We start from the raw sequence: 18,259 nt of genomic DNA on the forward strand, positions 1-18,259 counted from the left end.
AGTGGGGACAAGTACCCATCGCGCCGCCCGGTCGACGCACGGGCCGGTATCACTCGCTCCCCTTACAGGTCGAGTCTTCCTTCGGCATGGTCCCGTTGAGGAGGTAGTCGTCGACGGCGCGGTGCACGCAGGGGCCCGAGCGTCCGTAGGCGGTGTGACCATTGCCCTCCCAGGTCAGGAGCCGGCCGGACTCGAGCTGGTCGGCCACGGCCTGGGACCAGGCGTAGGGGGTGGCCGGGTCACCGGTGGTGCCCACCACCAGGATGGGGGCGGCTCCCTTGGCGTGAATGGGGGCCGGCTTGCGGGTGCCGTTGTGGCCCCACGCCTGGCAGCGCGCGTCCTGGTTGCTCAGCGAGGCACCGAAGGTCGGCGAGCTCTGGAGATTCTGCCGGTACTGCTGCTCCCAGGTGGACATATCGCCCTGGACGGGGATGTCGAGGCAGTTGACGGCGTAGAAGGTCGGGGCGCCCGAGCCGCCACCGGCTGTGGCCGACCCGTAGAGCGCCTGGATGTAGGTGCCGTCCTGCTGGTTCATGGCCTGGTCGAGCGCGTAGGTGAGGAGGCTCCAGTACTCCGAGGAGTACATGAGTCGGTTGACGGCGACGCGGATCGTGCTGCCGTTCACTGTCACGTTCGGGTCGGTCGTCTTCAGCGGCGACTGGTTGGCGGAGGTGATGAGGTCACGGACCTGCTGGACCCCGGCGTCGGTGTCGCCGGTGAGGGGGCAGCTCTGGCCCTTCTGGACGGCCAGACCGGCCTGGCACTGCTCGACGTAGGTGCGCAGCGAGCTCTCAAAACCCCGGGCCTGGCCCACCCCTCGCTCTCCCAGGGAGAGGGTGGGGTCCACGGCGCCGTCGAACACCATCCGGCCGGTGTTGGCCGGGAAGAGCTCGGCATAGTGGGCTCCCAGGTATGTGCCGTAGGAGAAGCCCAGGTAGGTGAGCTTCTCATCCCCGGACAGCGCCCGCAGCACATCAAGGTCCCGGGCCACCGAGACCGTGTCCACATGGTCGAGCAGCCCTGCAGGCTTGGTGGCGGAGGCGCAGTCGGCCTCCTTCTGTCTGTAGTTCTTGGTGATCTCGTCGATGAGCGTCTTGAAGTCGGCACCGCCCTCCGCTGCACCGGCGGCGGGGACCTCGGTGTCCTCCGGGGGCGCGGGGTCGACGCCGGCGGCATCTGCTCTGATGGAGTCGGACAGAGGGTCCTCTGCTCCCATCGCTCCCCGGGCCGCCCCTCCGGCCGGCGTCTCACCGGCGCCGGTGCAGGTGATGGGGGTCGAGTCTCCGATGCCGCGGGGGTCGAAGCCGATGATGTCGTAGGACGTGTTGAGATCGGGCGAGAACTGCTTCTCGTTGTCCTCCACCATCTCCACTCCGGAGTAGCCGGGGCCACCCGGGTTGGCGAAGAGGCTGCCCCGGCGCACCGAGCCGGTGGCCACATGCTTCTTCATGGCGATCTCAATGGTCTGACCGTCGGGCTTGGAGTAGTCCAGCGGCACCGTAACCCTGGCGCACTGAAAACCCGTCTTGTCCGCGGACTTCTCCATCCCACCGGTTTTACCGCAGTCGTACCACTCCACCGTCTGGTTGTAGAAGGACTCCAGGCCCTTGGGAACCGCCGCCTGCGCAGCAACAGCCGGAGCCGGCCCCGCAGCAGGAACCGCCGCAGCAGGAACCGCCGCAGCAGGAACCGCACCGACCCCCACACCCAGACACACGCCCGCAGTAGCCGCCAGCACCCCAGCAGCTACCCGGCGCGATGACGGCACAGGATGCTTCCGATCACCACCATGGTTCACACTATTTTTCATAAACGTTATATTACAAAACGGCAACGACGTGCGCGTGGTGATGACGAAGGGTTCTGAGAGAACCGCGGTTGGGAACGCTCGAGACCGGCGTTCCCAACCGCGGTGATGAGGTTCTGCGACACCTTGTCATCCGTCAGCGGACAGTCCGAACAGTCTGGATGGGCTGTACGGTCCGCGATAGGCCAGCGGCCTCTCCCCCGGCTCACTCCTGCCCGTGACAGGTCAGGCCCTTCTTGGGCATGGCGCCGGTGAGCAGGTAGGTGTCGACGGCGCTGGTGACGCAGGGGCCGTGGGCGGGGTTCGCGTAGGCGGTGTGCCCGTTGCCCTCCCAGGTGAGGAGCTGGCCGGACTCGAGCTGACCGGCCAGGGCCATGGCCCACTCGTAGGGGGTGGCCGGGTCTCCGGTTGTCCCGACGACGAGGATCGGCGCAGCCCCCTTGGCGTGGATGGCCGTGGAGGGCCGGGTCGTGTTGTGCCCCCAGGACTGGCAGCCGAGATCCGTGCCCTCGTAGATGCGACCGAAACGAGGAGCGATTCTCTCCAGCTCCTTGCTCTGCGTCGCCCAGGTGGCCATGTCTCCTTCCACCCGATAGTCCAGGCAGTTGGTACCGTACATGGGCCCCACAACGACCGAGGCCTGTGTGGAGATCTGGTCCAGAAGCGTCCTGAAACCTGAGGCGTCATGCTGATTAATGGTCTGATTCAGCATCTCGGTAAGCGTGGGCCATGCGACGTCGGAGTAACGGAAGTGCTCCACCATCACTTGCAGGATCTCTGATCCCTTGACTGGGCGATTCGGATCTGAGGAGGGAACGGGTGTCTGATTTGCCGACGAAATGAGGTCTCCGACTTGTTTGACCCCGGCGTCGGTATCACCGGTGAGCGGGCAGCTCTGGCCCGCATGGCACCATTCGACGTAGTTGCGCAGCGCGCGCTCGTACCCCAGGGCCTGCCCTCGAGAACGCTCGCTGTAGCTCAGGCTGGGGTCCACGGCGCCGTCGAGCACCATCCGGCCGGTGTTGGCCGGGAAGAGCTCGGCATAGTGGGCCCCCAAATAGGTGCCGTAGGAGAAGCCCACGTAATTGAGCTTGTCATTCCCGGACAGCGCCCGCAGCACATCAAGGTCCCGGGCCACTGAGACCGTGTCCACATGGTCGAGGAGCTCGGCCGGCGCGGTGTTCACGGCACAGTTGGCCTCCAGCTGCTTCACCCACGCAGCGTTCTGAGGTGCCCGCTGCTCGAAGGTCGTGTCATCGGCTGCTACGTCAGCAAGCGCGGCCTCGGCAACTGCGGGTGTCTCAGCGGCGGAGGTGCAGGTGATGGCGGTAGACGACCCGACGCCGCGGGGGTCGAAGCCGATGATGTCGTAAGCCTCCTGCACACCGGCGAAGTTCATGTCCGCCATCGTCTCGACTTGATTCACCCCCGACATGCCCGGGCCTCCAGGGTTCATGAAGAGGCTGCCCTGGCGCACCGAGCCGGTGGCCACGTGCTTCTTCATGGCGATCTCAATGGTCTGACCGTCGGGCTTGGAGTAGTCCAGCGGCACCTTGACCTTCGCGCACTTGAAGGCCGTCGCCTCCGCGGACTTCTCCATCCCACCGGTTTTACCGCAGTCGTACCACTCCACCGTCTGGTTGTAGAAGGACTCCAGGCCCTTGGGAACCGCCGCCTGCGCAGCAACAGCCGGAGCCGGCCCCGCCGCAGCAGGAACCGCACCGACCCCCACACCCAGACACACGCTGCTCAGTGCCGCCAGCACCCCAGCAGCCATCCGACGGCGCCCGGCCCCTCGAGCGCATCCGTCTCGCCCTCCCCTGCTCATCACCGCAGAAACGACATCGTTCCAAGGTCTGTGTTTTCTTATTCTCGTCTCCATGGACAGCATCGTATGAACCGTTCGTATGGTTTGTGATCCCTCTCAGGGATGAGCCGGAACGGCGCTCCATGCCCCGCCGGCTCCATTGCCCTGAGGATTCTCGGGACGCACCAGGCCCCAGGACATGGCCCCCATCCAGATCCGGTCGAGTTCGACCCCCATGGACTGGTACGCCCTGTCCTCGGTGATCGCCTGGGCGATCATTCCCCCAGCTGCACCGTGCGGCTGTGGATGCCGGACTGGTCGGAGACTGTCCGCGGGGGCGGAACGGGGCCACCGTATCCGGAACACGTTGCCGTCATACGACACCCTTGCACGTCCTTTGGCGACTGTCCTGGTCTTGGCGCCGTACCGCCGTGGTGCAGCCCAGTCTTCTCACTGGATACCGGTGCGGTTGTAGGCCAGCCGGCGTGCCAGGGAGGCGCGCCCCCGCTCCACCGAGACCTTCCTGGCGGGACGGTAGGCGCCGTCGTCGCGAGCCACTCCTCGGGACTCGCCCCAGGACCACAGGTCATGGACCACTCGTACGGCGTTCGTCATCGCCAGGTCGTCCTCCGCGCTCCATCGCATGCCGGGGACCTCGACGGCATTGCCGGCCTCGTCGAGGACGAAGACCGCGATGTCCCGGCCCAGCCACCCCACGTTGGCGGCGGCGAAGAGGGAGCTGCGCGACGTCGGCCAGGCGAACCGCTTCCGGGAGACGCCGTTACTGAGCTCGAAGCCGGACCTGGTAACCACCAACGTGGTTCTTCTGGTTCTGATCGCCCAGACGGAGGCCACCAGAACAGTGATCCCGATGAGAATGACGAGAATCCCGATCGCAGCAGTCAGAGCGCCTTGACCAAGGATCTCGCTCCTGGAGCCGGAATACTTAGTCGGATCACTGCGACTGATGATGGAGGCGCCGTAAAGGCAGATGAGAGGCGCACTCACGGCCCAGTTCAGGAGTCTCCAGGGAGACTCTTCGCGGCGTCGCAGAACGACTCGATCGGGAGCATAGGCCTGGCGGTAGTCGGTCCTCGAAGTGACCGCTCTGTCTTCCGCATCCGCCCAAGTGGGCTCCTGAGTCGAGTCCCGAGACCAACCAGGTTGAGGACCACCAGTGAGCGCCCGACCGGCAGGGGGCGAAACGTACCCCTGAGCCACCGCCCAGGACCAGATCGCGTCGAGATCGGCATGGGCACGTGCTCGCGCACCCGGAAGTCCTACACCCCAGACGAGGTAGCCGAACAAAGGGAAACTGCGCCAGTTGGATGACACACTGACGGTCACGAGCCTCATCTGCGTGCGATACCCGGTGTTCTTGACCGGCTGATCCTTCACCTCGAAGTCGGCTCGTGAGGCCGGCCAGGGAAGATGCCGAGTCCCCAGACCCCAGCAGGAATGGATTCCCGAGGCGTCGAAAACTGTGCGCATACGGAAGAGCCAGCATCCGATCACGAGGGTGACCGATGCACCGATCAGGAAGCAACAGCCGGCGATCAGCTCACCGTTGACAAGAAAGAGCACGACGCCGCCCACGAGAACCAGCCCAAGAACCATCATGCCTCCGCCGCCGAGGCGCGCGAGCATTCCCGGCGCACGGGTCACGGACTGCGGCGGCGCCTGCTGCGGGAGAGCCTGTACCGGGTAGCGAGGCTGTCCGTAGGAGCTGTCATGAGGACCGCTGCCAGGCGTACCCGGAGAGGGCAGAGGGCGCTGAGCAGCTGGGGTATCTGGTGCATACGGTGCAGCCGGTCCGTACGGAGCCCCCGGACGGGGTGGAGGGTGGGGCATCCCCTGGTAACCCGGGTAGGACATGGGGGTCACCCTCCTTCGGCCTGGGGGCGCAGCTGGACCATGAGGGCCTCGACGGCCAGCAGCGGGGCGGCGTTGGAGCGCAGGCGGCTGCGACACTCCTCGATGGCGGCGATCCGGGCCAGGGACTGCTCGGGGGTCGTGGTGCGGGCCGCCTGGTCGACGGCGTCGGCCAGGTCGAGGTTGACACGCTCGACGTCGCTGCCCATCTGGGTGGTGAGCACATCGCGGTAGAAGGACAGCAGGTCGATCATGGCCCGGTCCAGGACGTCGGTGCGAGCGCGCTTGGCGCGGCGCTTCTGGTCCTCCTCGAGCTGGCGGATCTGGGCGCGCAGGGCCGCCGGGATCTTCCCGTCGCTCTCCAGGCCGAGTGCGCGGGTGAGCTCGGCCTTCTCTCGGGCGTCGCGCTCGGCGGTGGCCTCCTTGGCCTCGGACTCGGCGGCATCGACCAGGGAGGCGGCGGCCAGGACGGCGTCGCCGACGCTGCGCAACGAGACCGGGGCGAGCAGGAGGCGGCGGCGCCGGTCCCAGGCGTCGACGTCGGTGGCCAGGTGCCGGGCGAGTCCGATATGCGACTGGCTGGCCCGAGCGGCCCGGGCGGCCAGCGCGGGGTCGGCGCCGTCGCGGCGCACGAGGAGCTCGGCGACGGCGTCAGCCGGCGGGATCCGCAACGTCACCAGGCGGCAGCGGGAGCGGATGGTGGGCAGGACGTCGTCGGCGCTGGGGGTGCACAGCAGCCACACGGTCTGGGGCGGAGGCTCCTCGATGGACTTGAGCAGGACGTTGGTGGTGCGCTCGGCCATGCGGTCGGCGTCCTCGACGAGGATGACCCGCCAGCGGCCGGTCCAGGGCCGGCGCTGGGCCTCACCGATGAGAGTCTTGACCTCGTCCATCGTGATGATGAGCTTCTCGGTGGTCAGGCGCACGACGTCGGGGTGGGAGCCGGCCATGACGTCGCGGCAGGGCTTGCACTGTCCGCAGCCGGGCACGGGACCGGTGCACTGCAGGGCGGCGGCGAAGGCGCGGGCGGCATTCGAGCGGCCCGATCCGGGAGGGCCGGTCACGAGCCAGGCGTGGGTCATTGCGAGCCCGACGGGCCCTGGAGAGCCCGCTCCCCCGCGTCCCATGCCATCGGCACCATCCACTCCGCCCGCGATGCCCGCAGCCACCGGGGCGGTTCCGGCGGCGGCGCTCGCCTCGCGTTGCTCGGCCACCTCACGGGCGGCCTGAGCCGCGGCACTGAAGGCAGCCACGGCGGCCTCCTGACCGACGACGTCCTCCCACACACTCATGAGCCCGCTCCCTTGAGCGGTTCCCCGGCGCTGCGGCGAGCAGCGGCCTCGACGAAGGCCTCCAGGTCGACGAGGGCCCCCTGGTGGGCCCCGTCTCGCTCGTGGCGCACTCCGTGGCGACGCACGGCCTCGACGGCGGCCCCAATGACGTCGTCGGCCACCTGGTCGACGGAACGGTCGGCGTCGATGACGACGAAGCGCCCGGGCTCGGCCTCGGCCAGGGCGAGGAACTGCCGGCGCAGGGAGGTGCGGAACGTACCCCCCTCCTGCTCCAGACGGTCCTTGGCACCGCGGCCGGTGGCGCGCTGCTCGGCCAGGTCGGGGTCGCCGTCGAGCAGGATGGTCAGGTCCGGCAGGAGGCCCTCGGTGGCCCATAGAGACAGATCGCGCACCTCCTGGGGCCCCAGCGAACGGGCCGCCCCCTGGTAGGCGACCGAGGAGTCGAGGTAGCGGTCGGCCAGAACGACGGCACCGCGCTCGAGGGCGGGCCGCACGCGGGTGGCGATGTGGTGGGCTCGATCAGCGGCGTACAGGAGAGCCTCGGCGCGCGGGGCGACGTACCCGCCGTGCAGGAGAAGGCGACGGATCTCAAGGCCGAGCCCGGTGCCGCCCGGCTCACGGGTGAGGACGTGATCGACGTCGGCGGCGGTCAGGAGGTCGGCGAGGATGCGGATCTGCGTCGTCTTGCCGACGCCGTCGCCTCCCTCGAAGGAGATGAACAGACCGGGGTGGGCCGTGGCGGGGGGCGGCTGAGTCACGTCTCCAGCGTAGCGGCCGTGCGGCCCGCCGGGCTCGGGAACCGGGCGGGCCGCACGGTGAGGATGGGACGGTGAGGCTGCGACGGCCTCAGTCAGCCGCGGCTGCTCTTGGTGCTCTGGGAACGGGTCTCGGTGTTGGTTCCGAAGTCCTCCACCTTCGGGGTGCTGCCGGCCCAGACCACATCCACGCCGCTTCCCTTGATGACGACGCGGTCGACATCCTTGACATAGACAGTGACGTTACTGCCGGAGATGGTCAGCACGCTGACATAGTCGGCGAAGACCTCCACGTTGCTCGCGGAGACGCTGAGGGCATCCACATCCCCCTCGATACGAACGTCTTCATTGGCCTTGTCCAGGATCATGGAGGGGGATGCCGAGACAGTTCGGTCCACGTCCTCGAGTCCCTCCAGCCACTTGCTGTCGGTGATGGTCGCCTGGGCGCCGGGGCGCTCACCGGCCGCGGGCTGCGCACCGGCTCCGGTCGCGCCGGCCCCGACGGATGCTGCCGGGGCAGTCTGCTCCTGGGTGCTCGGGGCGGAGGCCTGCGCCGACGGGATCTGAGAACCGTTCGCCGGCGTCGCGGACTGTGAGGCGGGTGCGGCCTGCTCGGTTGAGGGAGCCTCCTGGCTCGCGGTGGCGGCTGCGTCCTGGTCGGTGGATCCGCCGCCGATGGATACGGAGCAGGCGCTGATGCCGGTCAGGGACAGGGACACGAGGACGACGGCAGCTGCACGGCGGGGACTGAGGGGACGAGTGGTCAGGGACATGGTTCTTCTCCGGTATTCAGATGTGGTGAGGGCGGTCAGGTGGACGTGGTGGACGGGCGGCCTGATGATCAGGCGGGTCAGAAGGCCGGGACGAAGACCTCGACGCGGCGGTTGAGGCGCCGCCCGGCGGGGTTGTCGAAGCCGTCGGAGCTCTCGTTGGGGGCGACGGGCCTGGTCTCTCCGTAGCCGACGGACTCGATGGCGGCGGTGACGCCGTCGGAGGTGAGTGCGTCGGTGACCGCCTTGGCCCGCTGCTCGGAGAGGGTCTGGTTGGAGGCGTCGTCGGAGACGGAGTCGGTGTGCCCCTGGACCTGGACCTTGGGGGCCTTGGAGTCCTTGAGGACGGTGGCCAGGTTGGTGAGCGTGGTCGAGGCCTCGGAGCGCAGGTCGGATGAGCCGAAGTCGAACAGGACGCTGTCCTCCAGGGTGATGACCGTGCCGCAGGACTGCACCGGCTTGGCGGCGTCGATGGAGGGGAAGGTACCGACCTTGCCGGCCTTGGGGACCGGCTTGGCGGAGACGGTCCTGCCGTTGACGATGGCGCTGCCCGTTCCGTCGTTGACGATGGAGGTGGTGGAGTCGGAGTAGGTGCCCGAGCCGTCACCGTTGTTGACGATGGAGACCTCTCCACGGCTGTAGGTGCCCGAGCCGTCACCACTCAGGACGATGGACTCCCCGGTGGTGGAGTCGCTGTAGGTCCCCGAACCGTCGCCGTTGACGACGACGGAGAGGTGATCGTCGCTGTAGGTGCCTGAACCGTCACCGTTGACGACGATGGAGACCTTGCCGTCGCTGTAGGTGCCTGAGCCGTCACCGTTGTTGGTGATGGAGACCTTGCCGTCGGAGAAGGTCCCGGATCCGTCGCCGTTGTTGGTGACCGCGGTTGATCCTGAGCTCGTGGTCATCGAGCCGTCACCGCCGAGCACCGTGGACCCGGAGACGAGCGAGCCGCTCGCGTCACAGCGGGCCGGCCTGACCGTGACACCGGGCTGGGAGGTGATGGAGCGCGTGAGGTCCGGGGCGAAGGCGCCCGTGGACTGGGTGAGCAGGCTGAGATCGGGCAGCGCGATCATGGGGATCGGCGGGATCTGGCCGGGCTCGTAGCCGGCCACGGCCTGGCCCGTGGAGGTGGCCGTTCCCGTCGCCCGGGCGGAGGCCGAGCCGTTGGCGCTTCCCGTGGAGCTGCCGGAGCCCGAGCCGGCCTGACTGGCCTGGGTCTCCTGGCTCTGGGCCTGCGACGACGAGCCGCCGATGGACAGGGAGCAGCCGCTCAGCGCGAGGGTGGTGATGAGAGCAAGGGAGGGCAGGGAGACGAGTGCTTTTGTCATGACCTGAACGTTACCGGCACGTTGTCGCCACGGAGTTCCCGCCCTGTCGCAGTCCTGCGACAGGACCCCAGCGGAGTGATGGCGGGGTTGCTCGGGGCCGGCCGCCGACCCGCCGTGCGCGGTCACGGCGTATCCAATGGGCCCGCAACGGGCAGGCTCAACCACACCCGGGTCCCCACACCCTCACGGGAGGCCATGCGAACGCTCCCACCATGACGGCGCACGATCGTCGCCACGAGCGCCAGCCCGAGCCCAGAGCCCGGCAGCCCCCGGGCGTTGCCGGCGCGGGCCAGCTCGCTCCACACCGCCGGAAGATCCGCCTGCGGCACCCCGATACCGGTGTCGGCCACCTCGATGGTGACGGTGCCGGTATCCTCCCGACCGCGCACCTCCACGGCCCCACCCGGCCCGGTGTACTTCGCGGCGTTGGAGATGACGTTGTAGATGGCCGAGTAGAGCAGATCGCCGTCGCCACGCACGTGCGACAGCGGCCAGGGCACCCGTGGCAGGTCCAGGCGAATCGTGGGCGCCCCATCTCGGGTGGAGTTCTCCTCGCTGACGGCCTGGGCGGCGTCCTGGACGGTCTCGGCGATGTCGACGTCCTCCAGTGACAGTGCGGCCGTCTCCAAGTCGGCCAGCTTGCGCAGATCCGTCACCAGGCGCCCCATCCGGCGGGCCTGGGCGTCGACGACGTCAACCCGAGTCTGCAGCTCCTGGGGGTGGGCCTGCGGTAGGTCGGCGACAGCGGCACGCACCGCCGTCAGCGGGTTCTTCAGCTCGTGGTCCAGGCGGCGCAGGAACTGCTGGTGGCGGGCCCAGGCCTCCTGCTGGGCCTCACGACGGGCCCGCTCGACCGCCCACCGTGCCCGGTGACGCCCCGCGGTGACGAGCAGCGCCAGCAGCACCAGCACGACACCGACCTCCGCGACGGCGAGCGGCACGGTCGTCGTGATGAACAGGGGCGACAGGCCGTAGACGACATAGGCGACGGCCACCACGACGGCGATGACGAGCAGCGCGAGCAACCACCCGATCCACATCCTGCCGGAGGACCTCTCCGTGGCGGAGGTCGGGGCGACCGGGGCGGCCTCGGGGGTGGGACCGGAGGGCGGCTCCACGGGGCGGTCGGCACCCATGGCGGGCTGCCCCGTGGTGGGCCGAGTGACCACCGGCCAGCCCATCGTCGGCTGAGCCGTGGGCGCAGGAACCGTCACGGAAGTGGCCGGAGGATGCGACGGGCCCGCATAGGGCTGACGGATCTCCACGGTCTGGGGCCCACCCGCATCCACGGTGGGAGGCAGGTACCGGGTGCGGCCGTCATGCGGAGCCGCCTGGGGCGGGAGCGAGGGCGGCAGGTTCGGCGCCGGAGTCTCCGACGGTGACTGGCTCATGCCCGGACCCCGGCCCGGAAGCGGTAGCCGACGGAGGGGACCGTCTCGATGTAGGTGGGGTTGGCGGCGTCGTCACCCAGCGCCTGACGGATCTCGCGGATGCGATGGTCGACGGCGCGTGTGGAGGTGGCGAAGTCGATGCCCCACAGGGAAGCCAGCAGGTCCTCGCGCGTATGGAGCTCACCGGGGTGACTCATGAGGTAGTCCAGGAGCACGGTGGCCTTCGGCGTCAGCGCCACCTCGCGTCCGGCCAGGGTGACCCGTCGAGAGGTCCGCTCCAGGACGAGCTCGCCGGCCACAAGCCTGGAGGCTGAGGTCAGCGGCTGGGCCATGCCCCGGGTGCGGCGCAGGACGGCACAGATCCGGGAGGCGAGCTCGGCGGGGTCGAAGGGCTTGGACAGGTAGTCGTCGGCACCGTCGTCGAGCGCCGAGATCCGTTCGTAGGAGGCGTCGACCTGGGTGAGCAGGATGATGGGGGTCCAGGCCCCACCGGCCCTCACCCGCCGCACCAGCTCGCGCCCGTCCATCCTGGGCATGAGGACGTCGGAGACGATGATGTCGACCTGGTAGGAGGCCAGGAGGTCCAGGGCCTCCGCCCCGTCCGAGGCGAGCAGGACCCGGTACCCGCTGCGCTCCAGGTAGGGGCCCAGCGAGCGGCGGATGGGGGCCTCGTCGTCGACGAGCAGGACGGTGGCGGACGGAGCCGGTGCGGCAGGGAGGGTCACAGCAGTCTCACTGGGTGAGCTTCCCGGTGGTGCTGCCGACGCCCATGTCCTGGATGACCGGGTCGTCACCCAGCCAGTGGACGGTGACGTTGGCGCCCTGGATCTGGAGGTTGTCGATGTCGCGGGCGTAGACGGTGACGTCGCTGCCCTGGATGATGAGGGTGTCGATGTCCTCGGCGGCGATCTTGGTCTCGGCCCCCTGGACCGTCAGGGTGTCGAGGTCGCCGACCAGGTTGAGGGTCGACCCGGCGTCCTGGACCGAGTAGGAGCCGGAGACCTCCGTGCGCTGCCCCTTGCTCTGGATGTCCTTCCAGGCGGCGTCCGTGATAGGGGCGTCGTCGCCGTCCTTGTCGTCGGAGTCGGCGGAGGCCTTCGCCGAGCCGTTCGAGGAGGACTGGGAGCCGGACTTCGCCGAGTCTTTGGAGTCGGTCTTGGCGGAGCCGCTGGAATCGGCGCTCGTGGTCCTGCTCTGGTCCTTCTGCTCGGCCTGGGTCGCGGCCGACGAGGCCGAGTCGCTCGAGCCCGAACCGTTGACGGAGAAGGAGCAGGCGCCCAGGCTGACGGACAGGGCCAGGGCGGCGGTACCGGCGAGAACGATCTTGGGCAGACGCATGATGGGTCCTCTCAGGAATCATGTGGGGGAGTTGTACACGAAATACAATACCGGCCGGTTGTCCCCGCACCGTCGCCGATCTGTCGCAGAACTGCGACGGGGACCGCGATGATGCTCACGGAAGAAAAACGCCTGTGCGACCGAGGACGTTCGACGTCGTCGGGGACGGGAATCCGGTCACCGGACGCGTGGAATACCCCCGGCCAAGGCCAGCGGCTGAGCCACGCCACGGGCGCGGCGCAATACCGCACGGATCCGGGAGGCAAGCTCGGCGGGGTCGAAGGGCTTGGACAAGTAGTCGTCGACGAGCAGGACGGTGGCGGACGGAACCGGTGCGGCAGGCTGAGTCAAGTCATGGCAGTCTCACTGGGAGAGCTTCCCAGTGGTGTTGTTGACGCCAGTGTCCTGGATGTCGGGGTCATCACCCAGCCAGTGGACGGTAACGTTGGAGCCCATGATGCGAAGATGCTTGATGTCGCGGGCGTAGACAGTAACGTCCGAGCCTCGGATAGTCACCGTGTCCACATCCTCGGCGGCGACCTTAACCTCGGATCCCCCAACGTTCAGATCTCCGATGCTACCGACCAGGTTGTAGGTAAGTCCGTCGCCCACGACGGAAATGTCGCGTAAGACCTCCTCGCGCTCCCCCGTGCTGATGATGTCCTTCCAGGTGGGGTCCGTGATGGGGACGGCGGTGGCCTGAGCCGAGCCGCCGGAGGAGGGCTGGGAGTCGGTTGTCGCCGCTCCCTGGGCATCGGTTTTGGACGAGTCCTTGGAGTCAGCACTCTGAGAGTCCTCCTGCTCGGCCTGGGCGGCCGGCGTGTCGGAGTCCCCGGAGCCGGGACCGTTGACGGACAGGGAGCAGGCGCCCAGGCTGACGGACAGGGCCAGGGCGGCGGTACCGGCGAGAACGATCTTGGGCAGACGCATAACGGGTTCCTCTCAGGAATCATGTGGGGAGTTACACGCAAGATATAATATCGGCCGGTTACCTCCTCCTCGTCGCAGCGCTGTCGCCGAGAACTGTGACACGGGCCGCGATGATGATTACGGGGTACTCGGCTTACGCGGACGGGGACATTCTGCGCCGTCGGGGCCCCTTGCTCACAGTCGGGGGCATTCGACGCGGTCGGGGACAGGAATCTGGTCCCCGACCGGAGGGGACGCACCCCGGCGTGTGGAATGTCCCCGGCCAAGGCCGACGGCGGCGGCCAGCGCCACCGCCGCGGCCCTCAGCCCTCCTTCGAGGCGGCCGCCTTGCTCGTCGCCGTCGTCTTCTTGGTGGCGGTCCTTGCCGCGGTCTTCTTGGTGGTGGTCTTCTTCGCCGTCGTCTTCTTGGCGGCGGTCTTGCGCGCGGGCTTCTTGGCCGGGCCCTTGGCGCGTTTCTCGGCGAGCAGCTCGAAGGCGCGCTCGGGCGTGACGGTGGCCGGGTCGTCGCCGCGACGCAGGGTCACATTGGTCTCCCCGTCGGTGAAGTAGGGGCCGAAGCGGCCGTCCTTGATGACCACGGGCTTACCGGTGGCCGGGTCCTCACCGAGCTCGCGCAGCGGCCCGCGGGCGGCCGCCTGTCCCCGGCGCCGCTTGGGCTGAGCGAAGAGCTCCAGGGCCTGCTCCAGGGTAACGGTGAAGATCTGCTCCTCGGTCTCCAGGGAGCGCGAGTCCGTCCCCTTCTTGAGGTAGGGCCCGTAACGGCCGTTCTGGGCGGTGATGTCCGTCCCCGACTCCGGGTCCTGCCCGACGACGCGCGGCAGGCTCAGCAGGTCCAGGGCCTGCTCCAGGGTCACCGTGGACAGGTCCATGGAGCGCAGGAGGCTGGCCGTGCGGGGCTTGGGCTTGGCTGTCTTGGTGGTCTTCTTCCTGGTCTTCGCGGTCTTCGTAGACCTCGCCGACTTCTTGGTCGCTGCCTCACCGGCCGAGTCGGTGGCAGCAGCTGAGGCGGCCGCGTCCGCCTCGGCCGCCTCCTCGGGGTCGGGCAGTACCTCGGTGACGTAGGGGCCGTACCGGCCGTCCTTGGCGATGATGACGCGCCCACTGACCGGGTCGATGCCCAGCTCACGGCCGTCGTCAGCGGCCCGGGCGAAGAGCTCACGGGCCTTGTCCACCGTCAGCTCGTCGGGGGCGACGTCGGCGGGTACGTTGGCGCGCTTGCCCTCGCCGTCCTCCAGGTAGGGACCGTAGCGCCCCACCCGCAGAGTGATGCCCTCGCCGATCTCGATGGAGTTGACGGCCCGGGCGTCGATCTCACCGAGGTTGTCCACCAGGCCCTTGAGCCCCTGGGCCCGCAGCTCGGCGGCGGAGGCGGCGGCCGTGTCCAGCTCACCGGTGGCCGCGGCCTGAGCGATCTCCTGTGCGACGGCGTCGGAGGCGCCCTGACCGTTGTAGAAGCGCCGCAGCCAGGCGACCCTCTCCTCCTCTCCGGCGGCGATCCGGTCCAGGTCGCGCTCCATGGAGGCGGTGAAGTCGTAGTCGACGAGCTCGGTGAAGTTCTCCTCCAGCAGGCGGGTGACGGCGAAGGCGAGCCAGGTCGGCACCAGGGCCTGGCCGCGGTGGTCGACGTAGCCGCGGTCGGAGATCGTGGACATGGTGGCCGCATACGTCGAAGGGCGGCCGATCTCACGCTCCTCGAGGGCCTTGACCAGGGAGGCCTCGGTGTAGCGCGGCGGCGGCGTCGTCTCGTGGCCGGAGGCCTCGGCGGACAGGGCGGCGAGCTCCTGACCGGTGATCATCGCGGGCAGGCGCACATCCTTGGAGTCCTTGGTGGAGGCGCCGGAGTCCTCCTGGTAGCGCTCGGCGTCGCGGCCCTCCTCGTATGCGGCCAGGAAACCGCGGAAGGTGATGACGGTGCCCGACGCCGTCAGGCCGGCCGTGGAGAAGGTGGGGCCGGAGTCGCGCGACTCGCCGGCCGCCGGGGTCAGCGGCACCTCGACGGTCACCGTGGCGGTCGAGCCGACGGCGTCGGCCATCTGGGAGGCCACGGTCCGCTTCCAGATGAGCTCGTAGAGGCGGAACTGGGCGCCGGTGAGCTCGCCGGAGACCTGGGCCGGGGTGCGGAAGTGGTCGCCGGCGGGGCGGATCGCCTCGTGGGCCTCCTGGGCGCCCTTGGACTTGGAGGCGTAGACGCGGGGGCGCTCGGGGACGTACTCGGCCCCGTAGAGCTCGGCGACCTGTGAGCGGGCCGCGGCCACGGCCTGACCGGACAGGACCGTGGAGTCGGTGCGCATGTAGGTGATGAAGCCGTTCTCGTAGAGGCCCTGCGCCACGCGCATGGTCTCGCGCGGGTTCATGCGCAGCTTGCGGGAGGCCTCCTGCTGAAGGGTGGAGGTGGTGAAGGGGGCCGCCGGGCGGCGCTTGTAGGGCTTGTCCTCGACGCCGGCCACGCGCGGCTCGCCCCGGCCGATGGCCTCGGCGACGGCGGTGGCGCCCACCTGGTGGAGGTGGACGGCGGAGGCCTTGAGTGCGGCGGGGCGCAGCTGGCCCTCGTCATTGAAGTCGCGGCCGGTGGCCACGCGCCGCCCGTCGAGGGTGACGAGGCGGGCGGTGAAGGAGGCGTCCTGACGAGCGGCGACGTCCACCGGGGACAGGACGGTGGAGAAGTCGGCCTCCACTCCCCAGTAGGAGGCCGAGCGGAAGGCCATGCGCTCTCGCTCGCGCTCGACGACGAGACGGGTGGCCACTGACTGGACGCGTCCGGCGGACAGGCCCGCGCGGACCTTGCGCCACAGGACCGGGCTGACCTCGTAGCCCACGAGGCGGTCCAGGATGCGGCGGGTCTCCTGGGCGTCGACGAGGTGGATGTCCAGGTCCCGGGTGTTGCTCAGGGCCCGGGTGACGGCCTCGCGGGTGATCTCGGTGAAGACCATGCGGCGCACCGGCACCTTGGGCTTGAGAACCTGCTGAAGGTGCCAGGCGATGGCCTCGCCCTCGCGGTCGTCGTCGGTGGCCAGGTAGAGCTCGTCGGCGTTCTTGAGGGCCTTCTTGAGCTGGGCGACCGTCTTCTTCTTGTCAGGGTTGACCACGTAGTAGGGCGTGAAGTCGTCCTCGACGTCGACCGCGAACTTCCCGTACGGGCCCTTCTTCATGGTGGCGGGCAGCTCGGAGGGCTGCGGCAGGTCGCGGATATGCCCCACGGAGGCCTCGACGTCGAACTCCGGACCGAGGTAGCCGGCAATGGAACGCACCTTGTTGGGGGACTCCACGATGACGAGCTTGGTGGACACGTAAAGCCTTCCTCACGGGTGGTGCGCGGCTGGCCGCGCCTGGCGGGTCTGCGGGCGGTTCACGACGTCGGCAGGTCCGGGCGAGCCCGGATGATCTCCGCGGGATCGAGGCGATCCGGAGTCCTGACGAGGGCGTACGGCGGGGAGTCGGCTCACGCCGGCTCTCAGCCGACTGTAACGCACCACCCACCTTTTCCAACCGGGCAGTGCACGGAAAACGACTTTCGTCTCAACAGGCGCCTTCCGATTCAGACGGCCGCAGGTGGACGGCTCCCCGGAGTGGCAGGCCTTCAGATGAGCTCGGCCAGGGCGCCGCGCACGGCGGCCAGACGCTGAGCGGCGATACTCTCGTCGTAGGGCAGGTGCAGGCCACGGCACTCGGCGGCCAGCTCGGCCAGCGAGCGGACCTCGGGGAAGCCACGCGAGGTGAGCTGGGCGACCTCATCAACGACCGGCGAGCCCGAGGAGCCGGCTCCGCCGCCACGCAGGTCGACCCACTGGCCCAGGCGCCGGGCCGCACGGTCCAGGCTGGAGGTGACCGTGTGCAGGGCGTCGTTGAGCTGGGCGACCTGGGTGCTCACGGCCCGCAGCACGGGGCCCAGTCCGCGGAAGCCGGACTCGAGCGCCTCACACAGGTCCGTCAGGGAGTGCATGGCGTCCACCTCGCTGCCGTCGAGGATGGACTGGGCGAAGCGCCCCACCATGAGGGTGAGCAGGCGCATGAGGGCCACGGAGAAGCGCAGCTCGGTGACCGACTGGTGCAGGACCTGCAGGCGCGAGGGCAGTCCGGTCAGCTCCGAGCCCGCGGCCCCGGTGAGCTCGGCGATGCGCTCGGCGAGCATCTGCGCCTTGGTCTGGGTCCCGTTGCCGGTGTCGTGGGAGACCAGCTGACCGATGCGCCCCACCCGCGCCTCCACCGTCCGGGCGGAGTCGTGGGTGGCCTCCATGGTGGTGATGAGGCGCAGGTACTCGTCGAGCTCGAAGACCAGGGCGTTGGTGTCCTTCTCCATGGCGGCCACCGTGTTGAGGATCCGGGCCACGGCGCCCAGGCTCTCGGGAGCGACCGCCGGGACGCGCACCCCGGAGTTGACCAAGGCGGCCACCTCACGCGGCAGGGTCGCCAGCGTCATGTCGTGCAACGAGGAGAAGCCCAGGGCCGTCAGCTCCGCGGCCAGCTCCCGACCGCCGAACTCGCCGAGCTGGTGGCGCGAGGCGCCCCGGGCCTCGAGATCGCGCTCCTTGCCGCGCACCCGACGGTAGGCCTCCTCGACCTTGTTCCGGGTCACGGCGTCCATCGGTTTGATCCGCACCGAGAGGTACCCCTGACGCAGCGGCACGATCGTGGCGAAGACCCGGTAGTCCAGTCCGTCCACCGCACGGTTGGTGATATAGCCGCAGGCCGGACGCTGGGACTGCAGATCGTCCCAGATGAGGCGGAAGAGGCCGGACGGCATGTCCAGGTGACGAATGATGTTGTGCGGAGCCCCGATGAGACGTTCACGCGAGTAGCGCGAGAGCGTATCGAATGTCCTGTTGGTGTTCTGAATAACACCTTTCAGGTCCGTGGTGGAAAAGAAGATGTCCTGTGGATCGAACAAACGCTCGTACCCGACCTGCGATTCCATGGGTGCTCTCCTTCATGGTAGATGGTTCGCGGGAGCACCTCGTCGAGGACTATT

14 protein-coding genes and 1 pseudogene are annotated in these 18,259 nt (G+C 68.9%); all 15 read right to left on the minus strand.

Translation table 11 applies throughout. From position 1 onward, the window contains the following. Positions 1 to 49: 49 nt before the first annotated feature. Positions 50 to 1,810 carry an alpha/beta hydrolase gene (locus HMPREF9056_RS07345; RefSeq protein WP_050793015.1) on the minus strand — a complete coding sequence of 587 codons (1,761 nt, stop codon included), beginning with the start codon at positions 1,808 to 1,810 and terminating at the stop codon, positions 50 to 52. A 202-nt stretch (positions 1,811 to 2,012) separates the two neighbouring features. Next, positions 2,013 to 3,584, minus strand: a complete 1,572-nt coding sequence (locus HMPREF9056_RS07350) for an alpha/beta hydrolase (protein WP_009746811.1) — start codon at positions 3,582 to 3,584, stop codon at positions 2,013 to 2,015. A gap of 147 nt (positions 3,585 to 3,731) precedes the next feature. Continuing rightward, positions 3,732 to 3,893 carry a hypothetical protein gene (locus HMPREF9056_RS14130; RefSeq protein ID WP_009746812.1) on the minus strand — a complete coding sequence of 54 codons (162 nt, stop codon included), beginning with the start codon at positions 3,891 to 3,893 and terminating at the stop codon, positions 3,732 to 3,734. Positions 3,894 to 4,064: 171 nt separating this feature from the next. Then, positions 4,065 to 4,622, minus strand: a complete 558-nt coding sequence (locus HMPREF9056_RS14135; protein WP_157185033.1) for a hypothetical protein — start codon at positions 4,620 to 4,622, stop codon at positions 4,065 to 4,067. 872 nt (positions 4,623 to 5,494) lie between these two features. Further along, entirely contained in the window at positions 5,495 to 6,778 is a 1,284-nt protein-coding gene (locus tag HMPREF9056_RS07360) for a DNA polymerase III subunit delta' (RefSeq protein ID WP_009746814.1), read from the minus strand. Continuing rightward, the gene (tmk, locus tag HMPREF9056_RS07365; protein WP_009746815.1) at positions 6,775 to 7,536 is read right to left on the minus strand and encodes a dTMP kinase; all 762 of its coding nucleotides are present in this window, start codon (positions 7,534 to 7,536) and stop codon (positions 6,775 to 6,777) included. Before tmk ends, HMPREF9056_RS07360 begins: the two co-directional genes overlap by 4 nt. Before the next feature lie 92 nt (positions 7,537 to 7,628). Further along, complete coding sequence (locus tag HMPREF9056_RS07370) at positions 7,629 to 8,306, minus strand: hypothetical protein (protein WP_009746816.1); 678 nt, start codon at positions 8,304 to 8,306, stop codon at positions 7,629 to 7,631. Between the two features lie 77 nt (positions 8,307 to 8,383). Beyond that, positions 8,384 to 9,634 (minus strand): OmpA family protein, encoded by a 1,251-nt coding sequence (locus tag HMPREF9056_RS07375; RefSeq protein ID WP_009746817.1) that lies wholly within the window; start codon positions 9,632 to 9,634, stop codon positions 8,384 to 8,386. Positions 9,635 to 9,756: 122 nt separating this feature from the next. Next, a complete protein-coding gene (locus tag HMPREF9056_RS07380; RefSeq protein WP_367379065.1) occupies positions 9,757 to 11,025 on the minus strand; it encodes an ATP-binding protein in 1,269 nt (422 codons plus the stop codon). Further along, the gene (locus HMPREF9056_RS07385; protein WP_009746819.1) at positions 11,022 to 11,750 is read right to left on the minus strand and encodes a response regulator transcription factor; all 729 of its coding nucleotides are present in this window, start codon (positions 11,748 to 11,750) and stop codon (positions 11,022 to 11,024) included. Before HMPREF9056_RS07385 ends, HMPREF9056_RS07380 begins: the two co-directional genes overlap by 4 nt. A 7-nt stretch (positions 11,751 to 11,757) precedes the next feature. Continuing rightward, on the minus strand, positions 11,758 to 12,363 hold the full coding sequence (locus HMPREF9056_RS07390; RefSeq protein ID WP_009746820.1) for a DUF3060 domain-containing protein: 606 nt from the start codon (positions 12,361 to 12,363) through the stop codon (positions 11,758 to 11,760). A gap of 210 nt (positions 12,364 to 12,573) precedes the next feature. Next, a pseudogene (locus HMPREF9056_RS14140) lies at positions 12,574 to 12,666 on the minus strand (DNA-binding response regulator); the annotation flags it as partial. 60 nt (positions 12,667 to 12,726) lie between these two features. Beyond that, the gene (locus tag HMPREF9056_RS07395; RefSeq protein ID WP_009746822.1) at positions 12,727 to 13,293 is read right to left on the minus strand and encodes a DUF3060 domain-containing protein; all 567 of its coding nucleotides are present in this window, start codon (positions 13,291 to 13,293) and stop codon (positions 12,727 to 12,729) included. A gap of 302 nt (positions 13,294 to 13,595) precedes the next feature. Next, positions 13,596 to 16,580 (minus strand): type I DNA topoisomerase, encoded by a 2,985-nt coding sequence (gene topA / locus HMPREF9056_RS07400; RefSeq protein ID WP_009746823.1) that lies wholly within the window; start codon positions 16,578 to 16,580, stop codon positions 13,596 to 13,598. 290 nt (positions 16,581 to 16,870) lie between these two features. Then, positions 16,871 to 18,205 (minus strand): PAS domain S-box protein, encoded by a 1,335-nt coding sequence (locus HMPREF9056_RS07405; protein WP_009746825.1) that lies wholly within the window; start codon positions 18,203 to 18,205, stop codon positions 16,871 to 16,873. Between the last annotated feature and the right edge of the window lie 54 nt (positions 18,206 to 18,259).

Source organism: Actinomyces sp. oral taxon 170 str. F0386, from assembly GCF_000195595.1.
Classification (GTDB): Bacteria; Actinomycetota; Actinomycetes; order Actinomycetales; family Actinomycetaceae; genus Actinomyces.